Source organism: Ideonella sp. FW305-24 (assembly GCF_058788035.1).
Genome location: NZ_JBYTAI010000013.1, coordinates 147,543 through 160,409 on the forward strand (window position 1 = coordinate 147,543; position 12,867 = coordinate 160,409).

At 69.6% G+C, this 12,867-nt stretch carries 13 protein-coding genes; 9 read left to right on the forward strand and 4 right to left on the reverse strand.

All coding sequences use genetic code 11. The annotated features are described in order from the left end of the window. The first annotated feature begins 274 nt into the window (after nt 1-274). Genes AC3WR5_RS26715 through AC3WR5_RS26725 form a run of 3 tightly spaced genes read left to right on the forward strand, consistent with a single transcriptional unit; the run spans nt 275 to nt 2,015 of the window. Nucleotides 275-604, forward strand: coding sequence for an SDR family oxidoreductase (locus AC3WR5_RS26715; RefSeq protein WP_492488430.1), 330 nt, complete (start codon nt 275-277; stop codon nt 602-604). Between the two features lie 2 nt (nt 605-606). Next, entirely contained in the window at nt 607-1,005 is a 399-nt protein-coding gene (locus AC3WR5_RS26720; protein ID WP_141289337.1) for a hypothetical protein, read from the forward strand. 20 nt (nt 1,006-1,025) lie between these two features. Further along, nucleotides 1,026-2,015 carry an alpha/beta hydrolase fold domain-containing protein gene (locus AC3WR5_RS26725; RefSeq protein WP_492488432.1) on the forward strand — a complete coding sequence of 330 codons (990 nt, stop codon included), beginning with the start codon at nt 1,026-1,028 and terminating at the stop codon, nt 2,013-2,015. Between the two features lie 37 nt (nt 2,016-2,052). On the opposite strand, the gene AC3WR5_RS26730 is transcribed toward AC3WR5_RS26725, so the two are convergent. From AC3WR5_RS26730 to hyi, 4 genes are read right to left on the reverse strand one after another with little or no spacing between them, the layout of a single operon-like run. Continuing rightward, nucleotides 2,053-2,433, reverse strand: coding sequence for a hypothetical protein (locus AC3WR5_RS26730; protein ID WP_492488434.1), 381 nt, complete (start codon nt 2,431-2,433; stop codon nt 2,053-2,055). Next, nucleotides 2,430-3,242: a hypothetical protein gene (locus AC3WR5_RS26735; protein ID WP_492488435.1), complete on the reverse strand. Its 813-nt coding sequence runs from the start codon at nt 3,240-3,242 to the stop codon at nt 2,430-2,432. The genes AC3WR5_RS26730 and AC3WR5_RS26735 overlap by 4 nt, the downstream gene beginning before the upstream one ends. 36 nt (nt 3,243-3,278) lie before the next feature. Continuing rightward, a complete protein-coding gene (locus AC3WR5_RS26740; protein ID WP_492488437.1) occupies nt 3,279-4,577 on the reverse strand; it encodes a glycerate kinase type-2 family protein in 1,299 nt (432 codons plus the stop codon). Continuing rightward, nucleotides 4,574-5,353 carry a hydroxypyruvate isomerase gene (gene hyi, locus AC3WR5_RS26745; RefSeq protein ID WP_492488439.1) on the reverse strand — a complete coding sequence of 260 codons (780 nt, stop codon included), beginning with the start codon at nt 5,351-5,353 and terminating at the stop codon, nt 4,574-4,576. Before hyi ends, AC3WR5_RS26740 begins: the two co-directional genes overlap by 4 nt. Before the next feature lie 63 nt (nt 5,354-5,416). On the opposite strand from hyi, the gene AC3WR5_RS26750 reads away from it, so the two are divergent. The 6 genes from AC3WR5_RS26750 (at nt 5,417) to AC3WR5_RS26775 (ending at nt 12,864) form a co-directional block, all read left to right on the forward strand. Beyond that, nucleotides 5,417-6,838: an 8-oxoguanine deaminase gene (locus tag AC3WR5_RS26750; protein WP_492488441.1), complete on the forward strand. Its 1,422-nt coding sequence runs from the start codon at nt 5,417-5,419 to the stop codon at nt 6,836-6,838. Nucleotides 6,839-6,907: 69 nt separating this feature from the next. Next, complete coding sequence (locus AC3WR5_RS26755) at nt 6,908-9,997, forward strand: PAS domain-containing protein (RefSeq protein ID WP_492488443.1); 3,090 nt, start codon at nt 6,908-6,910, stop codon at nt 9,995-9,997. A gap of 47 nt (nt 9,998-10,044) precedes the next feature. Next, nucleotides 10,045-11,079, forward strand: coding sequence for a histone deacetylase family protein (locus AC3WR5_RS26760; RefSeq protein ID WP_492488445.1), 1,035 nt, complete (start codon nt 10,045-10,047; stop codon nt 11,077-11,079). Further along, nucleotides 11,079-11,624, forward strand: coding sequence for a DUF2867 domain-containing protein (locus AC3WR5_RS26765; protein WP_492488447.1), 546 nt, complete (start codon nt 11,079-11,081; stop codon nt 11,622-11,624). The genes AC3WR5_RS26760 and AC3WR5_RS26765 overlap by 1 nt, the downstream gene beginning before the upstream one ends. Next, nucleotides 11,621-12,391 carry a CPBP family intramembrane glutamic endopeptidase gene (locus AC3WR5_RS26770; RefSeq protein ID WP_141288460.1) on the forward strand — a complete coding sequence of 257 codons (771 nt, stop codon included), beginning with the start codon at nt 11,621-11,623 and terminating at the stop codon, nt 12,389-12,391. The genes AC3WR5_RS26765 and AC3WR5_RS26770 overlap by 4 nt, the downstream gene beginning before the upstream one ends. Next, nucleotides 12,388-12,864 (forward strand): GNAT family N-acetyltransferase, encoded by a 477-nt coding sequence (locus tag AC3WR5_RS26775; protein ID WP_492488449.1) that lies wholly within the window; start codon nt 12,388-12,390, stop codon nt 12,862-12,864. The genes AC3WR5_RS26770 and AC3WR5_RS26775 overlap by 4 nt, the downstream gene beginning before the upstream one ends. Nucleotides 12,865-12,867 lie beyond the last annotated feature (3 nt).

Below are 12,867 nucleotides of genomic sequence, written 5' to 3' on the forward strand. Positions count from 1 at the left end.
TCTTGAGCGCCCCAGACCTGTCGCTCCGTGCCAGCTCCCCCGAGGGGGTCAAGAAAAACTTGGGGCGGCCCTGCGTTTTCCTGAGAGGTGACAGCGAGCGCGGTTTGAAACCCGTGAATTCGTGGTGAGCTTCGGCAGCACGCAAGCCGACTGTCACACCAGGGGAACACCGTGTTCCCGCGGCATGGGCGTGCAGTCCTACAGCCCGAACGGGCGGATCAAGTTTCAATGAGTTTGTCACACCGCCTCATGGCGCTTTCCAACGAAGGAACGCATGAAACAACCAAGCTCCACCATCCTGGCAGTCGGTGCCGCGGGCAAGTTTGCCGGCCTCGTGCTTCCTGCGCTTGCCCAACGTGGCGCCAAGGTCCGCGGGCTCATCAGACGAGCTTCCGACGCGGACGCCGTGCGCGCCCACGGCGCCACGGACGTGGCCGTCGGCGATCTGGGCAACCGTGCCAGCGTTGAGGCTGTCCTCGAGGGCGTCGATTCGGTCTTCTACATCGCGCCAGCCGCCCCGCCCGACGAAGCGAATGTCGGCAAGCACAAGTTCCTCGACATGTTCTTGGCCAGGTCAGGAACCCGATCAATCGGCAGGAGATGAAGATGAACAAATCTCAAGAGACGAAAGTCCTGTTCGTGGGCCAGCAACCGGAGACGGTCGACTTCTCGGACCCGGCATTGCCGCCCGGTTTCGACGCCGCCAAGATCCATGCCGGCATCGCTCTCGGCATGCAGCAGATGACAGATCGGGGCTGGCATGCAGATCTCTGTCTCGTGCGCCCCGACGACTCCGCGTCAACAGTGCTTGAGCAGCAACTCTCCACCGTTCTCTACGACTGCGTCGTGATCGGCGGAGGCCTTCGCATTCCCCCCAAGAGCCTGCTGCTGTTCGAACGGCTTGTGAACACCGTGCACAAGACGGCACCCCAGGCAGCCATCGCCTTCAACACCTCCCCGCCAGACACCGCCGATGCTGCGGCGCGTTGGCTCAACCTCGACTGAGTGAACGGGGGCGTCGCATCATGGCAACCATCCGTCACCCTCTGCACCCGCTCGACCGCGCAGTCATGATCGCAATGCGCGAGATGGTCGCGTCGATGAAGGGAAGCGTCACCGGCCCGGAGGCGAGAAAGCCCTTCGATGAATGGATGGAGAAGACTCCCGCATCCCCCGGCGTGACTTACGAACAGGCCTCGGTAGGCGGTGTCGCAGGCGTTTGGTGCCGCCCGGAAGGCGCAGTTGATCCCGCTGCGGCGATCCTCTATTTTCACGGTGGCGCCTACATCGCCGGATCGGCGCTCGCCTATCGGCACTTCGTCGGGCAGATCGCCGCGCGAACCCAGATCGCCGCGTTCGTGCCGGCGTACGGGCTGGCACCGGAGCGGCCGTTTCCGGCAGCCGTTGACGATGCCCAGGCCGCCTATGCGGGCCTGGTCGCGCGGGGAGTCACCAGCATCACGCTGGCGGGGGACTCGGCCGGTGGCGGGTTGGCGCTGGCGCTGCTGTCGCTGACGGTTGCGAGGGCGAAAGATGGCGCGAGCCCGCGTCCTCTGTGCGCGGTGACGATGTCACCCTGGACCGATCTGGCGCTGACCGGTGACAGCATGGCAAGCCGCGCCGAAGCCGACCCGCTCACGACCCGGCAGGCGCTTGCCACCACGGCGCAGTTGTACCTCGGCAAGCATGACCCGCGCGACGCGCGAGCCTCGCCCCTGTATGCCGATCTCGCCCAGCTGCCGCCCATCCTCATCCATGTCGGGGAAGACGAAGTCCTGCTCGACGATTCCACGCGCTACGGCGATCGGGTCGAGAACAGCGGCGGGGTCTGCCAGGTGAACGTCTGGGAAAGCATGGTGCATGTGTTCCCTTCCAACGTTTCCACGCTGCATGCGGCAAAGGCTGCACTGGACGACATAGGCGACTTTTTGCGGCGGTGCTTCACGGGCAAAACTGAATCCGATGGGGCGTCGAATGAAGGGCTTCACCCTTGGCGCGCCAGGACGCCGGCCTGAGTGGCCAACAGGACTTGTTGGGCGTCGCCGCAGCGCATCACCGGCCCGCATGCCCGGGCCCGGCCCCCTGCCTCACCCGCAGCTTCGCCACCACGCCCGGCGGCTCGAACAGCAGCACCAGTTCCGTGGCAGCACCCGTGGACCGGTCTGCGCCGGGCCAGCGGTAGACCCACACCTCGTCGCCGCTGTCGAACCGGACGACGATGGCCGGACCAAGTGCGGTGGCGACTTCGGGCTGGGTGCTCTTGCCGACGGTGATCAGGGCGGCGGCGGCCTGCGGCGAGAGGGCTTGGCCGGCTGGCGTGTGCGCAATGCCCGGGCCCTGCGGCGAGGGGCCGGGCAGGCCGACGCCGGCACAGCCCGCGCACAGGCTGGCCGCGAGGCAAAGCGCACGAAGGCGAAGCCGCGGCCGGGTCATGGCCGATCATCCATGTACTCGAATTCAACCCGCGTGTCGTCCGGCCAGCTGTGGTCGCCCAGCGGCAGGAAGTAAGTGCGATCCACCAGCACTTCGCAGTCGCAATAGGGCAGGTCCTGTTTCAAGCCGGGGTCGTCACTGGCGCCGGCATAGAGCTGGTCAATGGGCAGCACCTCGCGGCGCTCGCCGGCCACCAGCGTCACGCCAAACAGGGGCCGCTCGGCAAAGAACAGGTACTTCGCGTCCTTGCGTTCGCAGTAGCGCCGGCTGTCGGCGAACAGGTCGGCGATCATGGCAAACGGGTTGCTGTTGGACACCAGGTCCGCCTCCAGCCCGACCAGGCATTCCAGCCGCAGGTCGCCCAGGCGGCGGGTGCCGGGCGGCAGGCCGGGGCTGCGGATGTCGGTGCGCCAGGTCATGCTGAGCCGGCGGCGGTTCGGCGAGACGACCGCGTCCTCGTCCATCGCCAGGCGGTTGCGTTCCAGCAAAAACGTGTGGTCCGGCGCGACAGGCACCTTGTAGTCGAACGACGAGCCGATCACTTCGAGCACGATGTGATCCATGTCGGTGCCGGGCTTGCGCGGCAGCAGCTTGAAGCGCAGCACGGCCTGCGGCGCCAGGCTGGCCTTGGCCTGCTCGAAAAAGTCCACGCCATGCACCATCTTGCGGAAGGACTTTTCGACCGATTGCCGCGCCGCGCCGGTCACCGTGACCTGCTGCACCTCAGCCGCTGGCGGCGGCTGCGCACACACGGCAGCGGTGGCCGCGGCGAGCAGCATGGGCAGGGTTGCGCGCATCAGGCGGGACATGGTCCGGCTCTGACCCGCGGCTTCGCCGAAAGTTGCTCAACGGACCAACAAGGCGCGGAAGTCGTTGACGTTGGTGTAGGTCGGCCCGGTGACGACCAGGTCGCCCAGCGCCTCGAAAAAGCCGAAGCTGTCGTGGCGGTCCAGGTGCTCGGCGGCGGACAGGCCCAACGTTGCCGCGCGTGCCAGGGTGTCTGGCGTGACCAGGGCGCCGGCATTGCTTTCCACGCCGTCGATGCCATCGGTGTCCGCCGCCAGCGCCCAGACCTCGGGCTCGGCCCGCAGCGCCAGCGCGCAGCCCAGCAGGAATTCGCCGGCCCGGCCGCCGCGGCCCAGCGGGCGCGGCGTGTCGGCGCGCACCGTCACGGTGGTTTCGCCCCCCGAGAGGATCACGCACGGCTTGGCAAACGGCATGCCGTGGCGCGCCACGGCGCGGGCCAGCGCCGCATGCACCTGGCCCACGGTGTGCGACTCGCCTTCAATCTCGTCGGACAGCACATGCGCCGCGAAACCGAGCCGGCGCGCCTCGGCGGCAGCCGCGTCCAGGCTCATCTGCGGCGTGGCGATCAAACGCACCTCGTGCCGCGCAAACAGCGGGTCGCCGGGCTTGGGCGTTTCCCAGGCGCCGCTTTCCAGCGCGGCCTGGGCCACGGCGGGCAGCGCGATGCGGTGGCGGCGCAGCACGGCCAGCGCGTCGGCGCAGGTGCTGGGGTCAGGCACGGTGGGGCCGCTGGCAATCACCGCCGGGTCGTCGCCCGGCACGTCGGAGATCAGCAGCGACAGCAGCGGTGCGCCGCCGCAGGCCTGCGCCAGCCGCCCGCCCTTGATGGCCGAAAGGTGCTTGCGCACGCAGTTCATCTCGTCGATGGCCGCGCCGCTGTGCAGCAAGGCCTTGTTGACGGCCTGCTTGTCACCCAGCGTCAGCCCGGGCGCCGGCAGGCTCAGCAAGGCCGAGCCGCCGCCAGAGATCAGGCACAGCACCAGGTCGTCCGGCCCGGGCTGGAAGGCCTGCACCAGCGCCAGCATGCGGGCCGAGGCCGCCAGGCCCGCCGCGTCCGGCACCGGGTGCGCGGCTTCAACAACCTCGATGCGGCGCTGCGCCGGCCCGCCCGGCGGCACGTGGTCGTAGCGTGTGATGACCAGGCCGCTCAGCGGCGCGTCAGCCGGCCACAGCGCCTCGACCGCCGCAGCCATCGAACCACCGGCCTTGCCGGCGCCCAGCACCAGCGTGCGGCCCTTGGGTGGCGGTGGCAGGTGCTCGGCCAGGACCTGGGCGGGCAAGGCGGCCGACACGGCGGTGCCGTACAGCCGGCGCAACAGTTCGGTGGGATGCGTCATGCTTGAAAGCGCGCCAGCCAACCCAGGCCGGCCTCGGTGCCGGCCAGCGGCAGGTATTCGGCGCCGACAAAGCCGGTGTAGCCGATGCGGTCCAGGTGATCGAACAGGAACCCGAAGTTCAACTCGCCGGTGCCGGGCTCGTGGCGGCCGGGGTTGTCTGCAAACTGCACATGGCCGATGTGCGGCAGCTGGCGCAGCAGCGTGCCAGCCAGCTCGCCCTGCATGCGCTGCAGGTGGTAGAGGTCGAACTGGATCTTCACGTTGGGCCGCGCGGCTTCTTCGATCAGCGCCTGCGCGTCATGGCTGCCGTGCAGCCAGAAGCCGGGCAGGTCGAAGGTGTTGAGCGGCTCGATCAGCAGCGTCCTGCGGTGTTCGGCCAATGCGTCTGCTGCGAAGCGCAGGTTGTCCAGGAAGGTGGCGCGCACCTGGGCGGCCGGCACGCCGGGGGGCGTGAGGCCGGCCAGCAGGTTCAGCTGCGGCACGTCCAGCGCCTTGGCGTAGGCCAGCGCGCGCGGCACGCCGGCGCGGAATTCGGCCACGCGCGTCGGGTCGCAGGCGATGCCGCGATCGCCCGCCGCCCAGTCACCGGCTGGCAGGTTGTGCAGCACCATCTGCAGGCCGGCAGCGTCCATCTCGGCGCGCAATGCGTCGGCCGGGAAGTCGTACGGGAACTGGCACTCGACGAAGCGGAAGCCTGCCGCGGCGGCGCGCGCAAAACGCTGCGGCAGCGGCACCTCCGTGAACAGCATCGAAAGATTGGCGGCGAAACGAGGCATACCTGACCTGGATGGGCACGCGCTGTGCAACGATGGCGGGCCTTCACGATACCAGCGCGCGCCATGAACTCTGCCGCTCCCCGCCGCACCCTGCTGATCCGCAACGCCGAGCTGATCGCCACGCTGGACGACCAGCGCCGCGAACTGCGCCACGCCAGCCTGCTGGTACAGGACCGGCAGATCATCGCGCTGGGCAGCGACGAGGACCTGCGGCCCTGGCTGCCGGCGGATGGCGTGGACGAGGAGATCGACGCGAGCGGCCACATCGTCATCCCCGGCCTGGTGAACACCCACCACCACATGTACCAGAGCCTGACGCGGGCCATCCCCGCGGCGCAGGACGCCGAGCTGTTCGGCTGGCTGCGCACGCTCTACCCGCTCTGGGCCGGGCTGACTCCGGAGATGGTGCAGGTCTCGACCCAGGTGGCGATGGCCGAGCTGCTGCTCTCGGGCTGCACCACCAGCTCGGACCACCTGTACCTCTACCCGAACGGCGTGAAGCTGGACCACAGCATCGAGGCCGCGGCCGAGATCGGCATGCGCTTCCACGCGGCGCGCGGCAGCATGAGCGTGGGCGAAAGCGCCGGCGGGCTGCCGCCGGACAGCCTGGTCGAAGACGAAGCCGCGATCCTGGCCGACACCCAGCGCCTGATCGAGACGCACCACGACGCCGAGCCGCTGGCGATGCTGCGCGTGGTGGCCGCGCCCTGCTCGCCGTTTTCGGTCAGCCGCGATCTGATGCGCGAATCGGCCCGGCTGGCGCGGGCGCTGGGCACGCGCATGCACACCCACCTGGCCGAGAACGACCACGACGTGGCCTACAGCCTGGCCAAGTTCGGCATGACGCCGGCGCAGTACGCCGAAAGCCTGGGCTGGATCGGCGACGACGTGTGGCATGCCCACTGCGTCAAGCTGGACGACGCCGGCATTGCCCGCTTTGCCGCCACCGGCACCGGCGTGGCGCATTGCCCGTGCAGCAACATGCGGCTGGCTTCGGGCATTGCGCCGGTGCGGCGCATGCTGAACGCCGGCGTGCCGGTCGGCCTGGGCGTGGACGGCAGCGCCAGCAACGACGGCGCGCACCTGCTGGGCGAAGCGCGACAGGCGCTGCTGCTGGCCCGCGTAGGGCGATCTTTGGGACCCTACGGTTGCGATCACGGGCCCGCCGAGATGACCGCGCGCAACGTGCTGGAGATCGCCACCCGCGGCGGTGCGCGAGTCCTGGGGCGCGACGACATCGGCCACCTCTCGCCCGGCATGGCGGCCGACTTCGCGCTGTTCGACCTGCGCACGCTGGGCCTGGCCGGCGGCGCGGTGCATGACCCCTTGGGGGCGCTGATGATGTGCGCGCCGGCCAGTGCCGCCTACACGGTGGTGAACGGCAGGGTCGTCGTGCGCGAGGGGCAGCTGTGCACGCTGGACCTGGGTCCGCTGTTGGCCCGCCACAACCGCCTGGCCCAGCAATTGGCATACGCGGCTGGGTAAGGGTGATATTTTCAGAATGGCAACAACGCTGCGCTATGCTGCCCAGCCAGAAAGCCTCTGCATGCCTGCGTGAAACGATCCTCCGTGACCCTGGCCCTCGCGCCGGCAATGGCGCTCGCCTTCAGCCTGCCCGCGCGGGCCGCTGGCGTGCTGGCCGGCGCGGCGTGGCAGCGCGACCTGGGCATGCTGCTGTCGCTGGCGGCGCTGGCCGGCGGCGCGGCGCTGATCTGGGCGGTTGCGATGCGCCGCATGGTCGAGCGCCGCACGCGTGAGCTGCAGGACCAGCGGCAAAGCCTGCACACCCTTGTCAGCACCCTGCCCGACCTGGTCTTCGTCAAGGACCTGAAGGGCGTCTACCGCGCCTGCAACCCGGCGTTCGAGCGTGTCTTCGGCAAGCCCGAGGCCGGCATCATCGGCCACACCGACCATGCGCTGACCACACCCGAGCAGGCGGACGCGCAGCGCCAGCACGACCTGGACGCGCTGGCTGCCAACAGGCCACTGATGTCCGAGGACTGGCTGACGCTGGCCGCCGACGGCAGCAAGGCCTTGTTCGAGACCATCAAGGCACCGATGCGCGACGCCAGCGGCCGGGTCATCGGCGTGCTCGGCATTGCCCGCGACGTCACCCAGCACCGCCATGCGGAACAGCGCCTGCGCCGGCTGAACCAGCTCTACCGCGTGCTGGGCCGGGTGCAGGACGCCGCGCATGTCAAGGGTGACCCGAGCAGCCTGTACGCGGCGATCTGCCAGGCGGTGGTCGAGGAAGGTGGCATGAGCCTGGCCTGGATCGGCAGCACCGACGACCGGCGCGAGACGCTGCGCCCGGTGCAACGCGCCGGCGACACCTTGCAGCCGCTGCCTCCGCTGCGCATCGGCAACCTGCAGCGGCCCGGCTGGACCGGCGACGAACCCGGTCGTGGCGGCAGCAGTGCCACCGCCGCGCTTCGCGCATGGCGCGAGGGCAGCACCGCGCTGGTGCTGGAAAGCCCGGCCCAGCCCGCACTGCCAGGCATGGCCGCGGTGCCGGCCGGCGGCGCCTGGCTGGCGATGCCGCTGAAGGTCGACACGGAGGTGCGCGCCGTGCTCTGCATGCGCGCCGAGCAGGCCGAGCGTTTCGACGCCGAAGAGGTTGGCGTGCTGGAGCGGCTGGCGATGCAGGTCAGCCTGCGGCTGACGGCCGACGAAGCCGAAGCGGCGCGGCAGAAGGTCGTCAGCGCGTTGCGCGACAGCGAGGCTCGCTTCTCGCTGATGTTCCAGACCAGCCCGGTGGGCATGCTGCTGAAGTCTTCGCCCGGCGGACGGGTGGCCGATGTCAACCAGGCCTGGCTGGACCTCTGCGGCTACCAGCGCAGCGAGGTCATCGGCCCCGGTGCGCCCCCGCTGGCACTGTGGGTGGACACGGCCCAGCATGCCGCGGCGATGGCCGAGTTGCAGGAGACCGGCCGCGTCAGCGGGCGCGAGATGCGCTTGCGCAAGCGCAGCGGCGAGCAGGTCGACATTGCCTACTCGGCCACGCGAACGCCACTGGGCGGGCAGGACCACCTGCTGGCCTCGTTCGTCGACATCACGCTGCAGAAGCACGCCACCCGCCGCGCCGAAGAAGAGGCCGACCAGCTCGAGCACGAGGTGGCACGCCGCACCGCCGAGCTGAACAGCCTGTTCGAGGCCTTGCCAGACCTCTACTTCCGGCTCTCGCCCGCAGGCGTGGTGCTGGACTACCGCGCCGGCAACACCGTCACGCTGCTCCGCGACCCTGCCCAATTCCTGGGCCGGCCGGTGCGCGAGGTGCTGCCGGGCGACGCGGCCGACAAGCTGATGGCGGCGCTGGCCCAGGTGGGCGCAAGCCAGCAGCCGGTATCGATCGAATACGCACTGGCCATGCCGGCCGGCGAGCAGACCTACGAAGCCCGCATCGTGCCGACCGAGCCGGGCGGCGACCTGGTGGCCGTGGTGCGCAATGTCTCCGAGCGCCATGCGCTGGAGACCGAACGCGAGGCCGCGCGCGAAGAGGCCGAGCGGCAGGCCCGCCACCGCAGCGAATTCCTGGCCAACATGAGCCACGAGATCCGCACGCCGCTGAACGCCATCCTCGGCTTTGCCCAGCTGGGTTTCGAGCAGACCCAGGGCCGGGTGACCCAAACCGGCTACAACCGCATCCTGTCGGCCGGCAAGCTGCTGCTGGCCATCGTCAACGACGTGCTGGACTACTCGAAGATCGAGGCCGGGCGCATGGATGTCGAATCCATTCCGGCCAGCCCGCGCCAGCTGATAGACGCGACCGCCGACATGGTGCGCGACACCGCCCAGCAAAAAGGCCTGGCGCTGAGGGTGCACCTGGCGCCCGAGCTGCCGCTGGCCTGCATGACAGACCCGACGCGGCTGCAGCAGATCCTGGCCAACCTGCTGGCCAATGCCGTCAAGTTCACCCACCGCGGTGGCATCGACCTGCTGGCCGACCGCGACGGCAATGGCGATGGCGAGTGGCTGCGCATCCGCGTGCAGGACAGCGGCATCGGCATGAATGCCGGCCAGCGCGAGGCGCTGTTCGCACCCTTCCGCCAGGCCGACGCTTCCACGACGCGGCGCTACGGTGGCACCGGCCTGGGCCTGGCCATCAGCCGCCAACTGGCCGAGCTGATGGGCGGCGAGATCACGGTGCATTCCACGCTGGGCGTGGGCAGCGAATTCACGCTGCGGCTGCCGCTGCGCGCGGTGCCGGCGCGCTGGCAGCAGTTGTCGCTGGCGGAGGACGACATGCCACGCAGCGGCCCGCAGCTCGAAGGCCTGCGGCTGCTGGTCGCCGAAGACAACCCGGTCAACCAGATCGTCATCAAGCAGGCGCTGAGCAGTGCCGGCGCACGCGTCACGCTGGCCGCCGACGGCCGCGAGGCGGTGAACCTCGTGACCGACTCGCCGGACGGCTTCGATGCCGTGCTGATGGACATCCAGATGCCCGAGATGGATGGCTACGAAGCCACGCGCCGCATCCGCCTGCTGGCCCCGCAGTTGCCCGTCATCGGCCAGACCGCGCACGCGCTGCAGGAAGAACGCGACCAGTGCCTGGCCTGCGGCATGGTGGCCCACGTGGCCAAGCCCATCGACCTGGCGCGCCTGATCGCCACGCTGCGCGCCGTGATGCGCCACCCGGTGGCCTGAGCAGCAGGCCCTGAAACGCCGCCACCCAGATCACCGTAAAGTGCCGCATGCACATCTTCTACAGCGATCAGCACCGCGCGCACGCGGGATCCCACGAGTTCTACCGCGGCGAGCTGGTGCCTTGTTTCGAGAAGCCGGAACGCGCCGACCATGTGCTGGCCGCCGTGCAGGCGCGCGGCATCGGCCCGGTGCTGCCGCCCAAGCCTTTCCCGCTGGACCCGATCGCCCGCGTGCACAGCGCGCGCTACCTGCGTTTCCTCGAAACCGCCTGGGCCGAATGGACAGCGCTGGGCAATGCCGGCGACATCCTGCCTTCGGTCTGGCCGATCCGCGGTTTTCGCAGCGACGTGGAGCCGCTCAACTTCATGGCCCGGCTCGGTCTGTATTCCTTCGACAGCGGCACGCCCTTCACCGCCGGCACCTGGGCCGCAGCGCGCACCGGCGCCGACATCGCGCTGACCGCCCAGGCCCACATCGCCGCCGGCCACCGCGCCGCCTTCGCGCTCAGCCGCCCGCCCGGCCACCATGCCGGCGCCGATTTCCTCGGCGGCTACTGCTTCCTGAACAACGCCGCGATTGCCGCGCAGGCCTGGCGGGACCAGGGCGCAGAGCGCGTGGCCATCCTGGACGTGGACTACCACCACGGCAACGGCACGCAGTCCATCTTCTACGACCGTGCCGATGTGCTGTTCCAGAGCATTCACGGCGACCCGCTGACCGAATACCCGTTCTACCTCGGCCATGCCGACGAGACCGGCAGCGGCGCTGGCCTGGGCATCAACCAGAACTACCCGCTTCCCGCGGGCGCGACCAACGAGGCCTGGTTTGCCGCACTGGCCACCGCCTGCGAACGCATTGCCGCCTACCGCCCGGCCGCGCTGGTGATCTCGCTCGGCGTGGACACTTTCGCCGACGACCCGATCTCGAAATTCCAGCTGCGCACGCCCGAGTTCCACCGCCTCGGCCGCACACTCGCGGCCCTGCAACTGCCCACGCTGTTCATCCTCGAAGGCGGCTACGCGGTGGCCGAGATCGGCGACAACGTGGCCGAGGTGCTGCAGGCCTTTGAACTGGCACCTTGATGGGCAACCTTTCCACCACCGTGTCACCGGTACCGGTTCCGACCGACTCGCGCATTGGCAGCTTCTACGCCAACCCTTACCTGGCCGACGCGTTCGCCGTCGCGCTGCCGGCCAACGTGGTGCGCGACCCTGAGCTACTTGCGCGCTTTGTCTTCGGCCATCAGCCAGGCTGGATCAACCAGCTGATGGGCGTGCGGGACGCGATGGTGTCCGTATTCGGCCTGAAGACCGCGAAGGCGCTGAGCACTGCCGGCCCCTCGCCTGCCACGAACCGCGTGGGCCTGTTCAAGATCTACGAGCGCCACGCCAGCGAGATCATCCTGGGCGAAAACGACAAGCACCTGGACTTTCGTGCCTCGGTGATGTGCCGCCCGGCCGCAGCCGGCGAGCCCGGGCCGACGCTGGTGATGAGCACCGTGGTGTGTTGCCACAACCGCCTGGGCCGCAGCTACATCGGCCTGATCCGGCCCTTCCACCGCCTGGTGGTGCAGGCCAGCCTGCGGCGGGCGGCCCAGGTCGGCTTTCCGACCGAGGCCACCGGATGAATCTGCAGGCATCTGCAACAACGACCGCTCTGTCGCTGCGCGCCCCTTGGCGCGCCCTGGGCGCCGAACTGTGGCGCTCGTCCCTGGTGCTGGCCGCCTTGTTCATCGGCCTTCGAGCGGCCGGCACGCTGGGCGAGCATCCGGTGCGCTGGCTGCTGCCGCTGGGCTTCGTCGCAATGACCGCGCTGCCGTGGCTGCTGCTGACCGCACCGGGACGACGCGCCATCGGGCTGCAGGCACCGCGCCGACGTGGCTTCATGCTCATTGGCATCGCAGCAGGTGCGCTGGCCGCCACGCTGTGCTTTGCGCTGGGCATCGCGCTGTTCGGCCATGGCACCGGGCACTGGTTCACCAGCGTTGCCAACAGCTACCGGCGCACGCTGGACACCAGCGGCATGGGCTTGCTGCAACTGCACCTGATCTTCACCGTGCCCGCGGTGCTGTTCAGCCCCGTTGGCGAAGAGCTGTTTTTCCGCGGCTTGCTGCAGCGCGCGCTGGAGCAACGCTTCTCGCCCACCCGCAGCACGCTGATCGAAGCCGGGCTGTTCGGCCTGGTGCACTTGTGCCACCACGGCCTGGTGCTCAGCGCCAACGGCCTGCAACTGCAGCCGGCCTCGGCCACGTTGTGGGTGCTGCTGATGTTCGCCACCGCGCTGCTGTTCGCCTGGCTGCGCCGCGCCAGCGATTCGCTGCTGCCGGCCATCGCCTCCCACGCCGCGTTCAATGTGACGATGAACGCGTTCATCTTTGCCGTGCTGTGGACATGAGCGCGGCCCACATCCGGCCGCTTGACCTGCAGCAGCCCACGCTTGTCCAAGCGCTGCACCGCATCTGGTGCGCCGCCTATGCGCAGGAAGCCGCGCTGCTGGGCCTGGCGCCGGCCCAGTTTCCACCACTGCAAACCACAGTGGCCGCCCTGCAGGCCCGCAGCTGGCAGTTCTTCGGCGCGATGCAAGGCAACACGCTGGCCGCCGCAGCCGCACTGGGCGAGGAGGAAGACGGCGCATTGCGGCTGAACGCGCTGGTCGTCTCGCCAGCTTTCCAGCGCCGCGGCCTGGGCCGGCAGTTGGTGGAAGAAGCCCTGCGGCGCACCGCACCCGGGCGCCTGTTGCGCGTGGGCACGGGCGCTGCCAACGCGCCAGCGCTGGCGCTCTACGAAGGCATGGGCTTCGCGCTGGAAGCCCGGTTCAGCGTGGGCTCGCCGCCGGTGGAAGTCGTGCGGCTGACGCGACAGGGTTGACCG

Bases quoted from the DNA above. Each gene is read 5' to 3' on its own strand.
- AC3WR5_RS26735 (WP_492488435.1), bottom strand. From the start codon at position 3,242: ATGTCCCGCCTGATGCGCGCAACCCTGCCCATGCTGCTCGCCGCGGCC.
- AC3WR5_RS26725 (WP_492488432.1), top strand. From the start codon at position 1,026: ATGGCAACCATCCGTCACCCTCTGCACCCGCTCGACCGCGCAGTCATG.
- AC3WR5_RS26775 (WP_492488449.1), top strand. From the start codon at position 12,388: ATGAGCGCGGCCCACATCCGGCCGCTTGACCTGCAGCAGCCCACGCTT.
- AC3WR5_RS26740 (WP_492488437.1), bottom strand. From the start codon at position 4,577: ATGACGCATCCCACCGAACTGTTGCGCCGGCTGTACGGCACCGCCGTG.
- AC3WR5_RS26750 (WP_492488441.1), top strand. From the start codon at position 5,417: ATGAACTCTGCCGCTCCCCGCCGCACCCTGCTGATCCGCAACGCCGAG.
- AC3WR5_RS26720 (WP_141289337.1), top strand. From the start codon at position 607: ATGAACAAATCTCAAGAGACGAAAGTCCTGTTCGTGGGCCAGCAACCG.
- AC3WR5_RS26715 (WP_492488430.1), top strand. From the start codon at position 275: ATGAAACAACCAAGCTCCACCATCCTGGCAGTCGGTGCCGCGGGCAAG.
- AC3WR5_RS26730 (WP_492488434.1), bottom strand. From the start codon at position 2,433: ATGACCCGGCCGCGGCTTCGCCTTCGTGCGCTTTGCCTCGCGGCCAGC.
- AC3WR5_RS26765 (WP_492488447.1), top strand. From the start codon at position 11,079: ATGGGCAACCTTTCCACCACCGTGTCACCGGTACCGGTTCCGACCGAC.
- AC3WR5_RS26770 (WP_141288460.1), top strand. From the start codon at position 11,621: ATGAATCTGCAGGCATCTGCAACAACGACCGCTCTGTCGCTGCGCGCC.
- AC3WR5_RS26760 (WP_492488445.1), top strand. From the start codon at position 10,045: ATGCACATCTTCTACAGCGATCAGCACCGCGCGCACGCGGGATCCCAC.
- hyi (WP_492488439.1), bottom strand. From the start codon at position 5,353: ATGCCTCGTTTCGCCGCCAATCTTTCGATGCTGTTCACGGAGGTGCCG.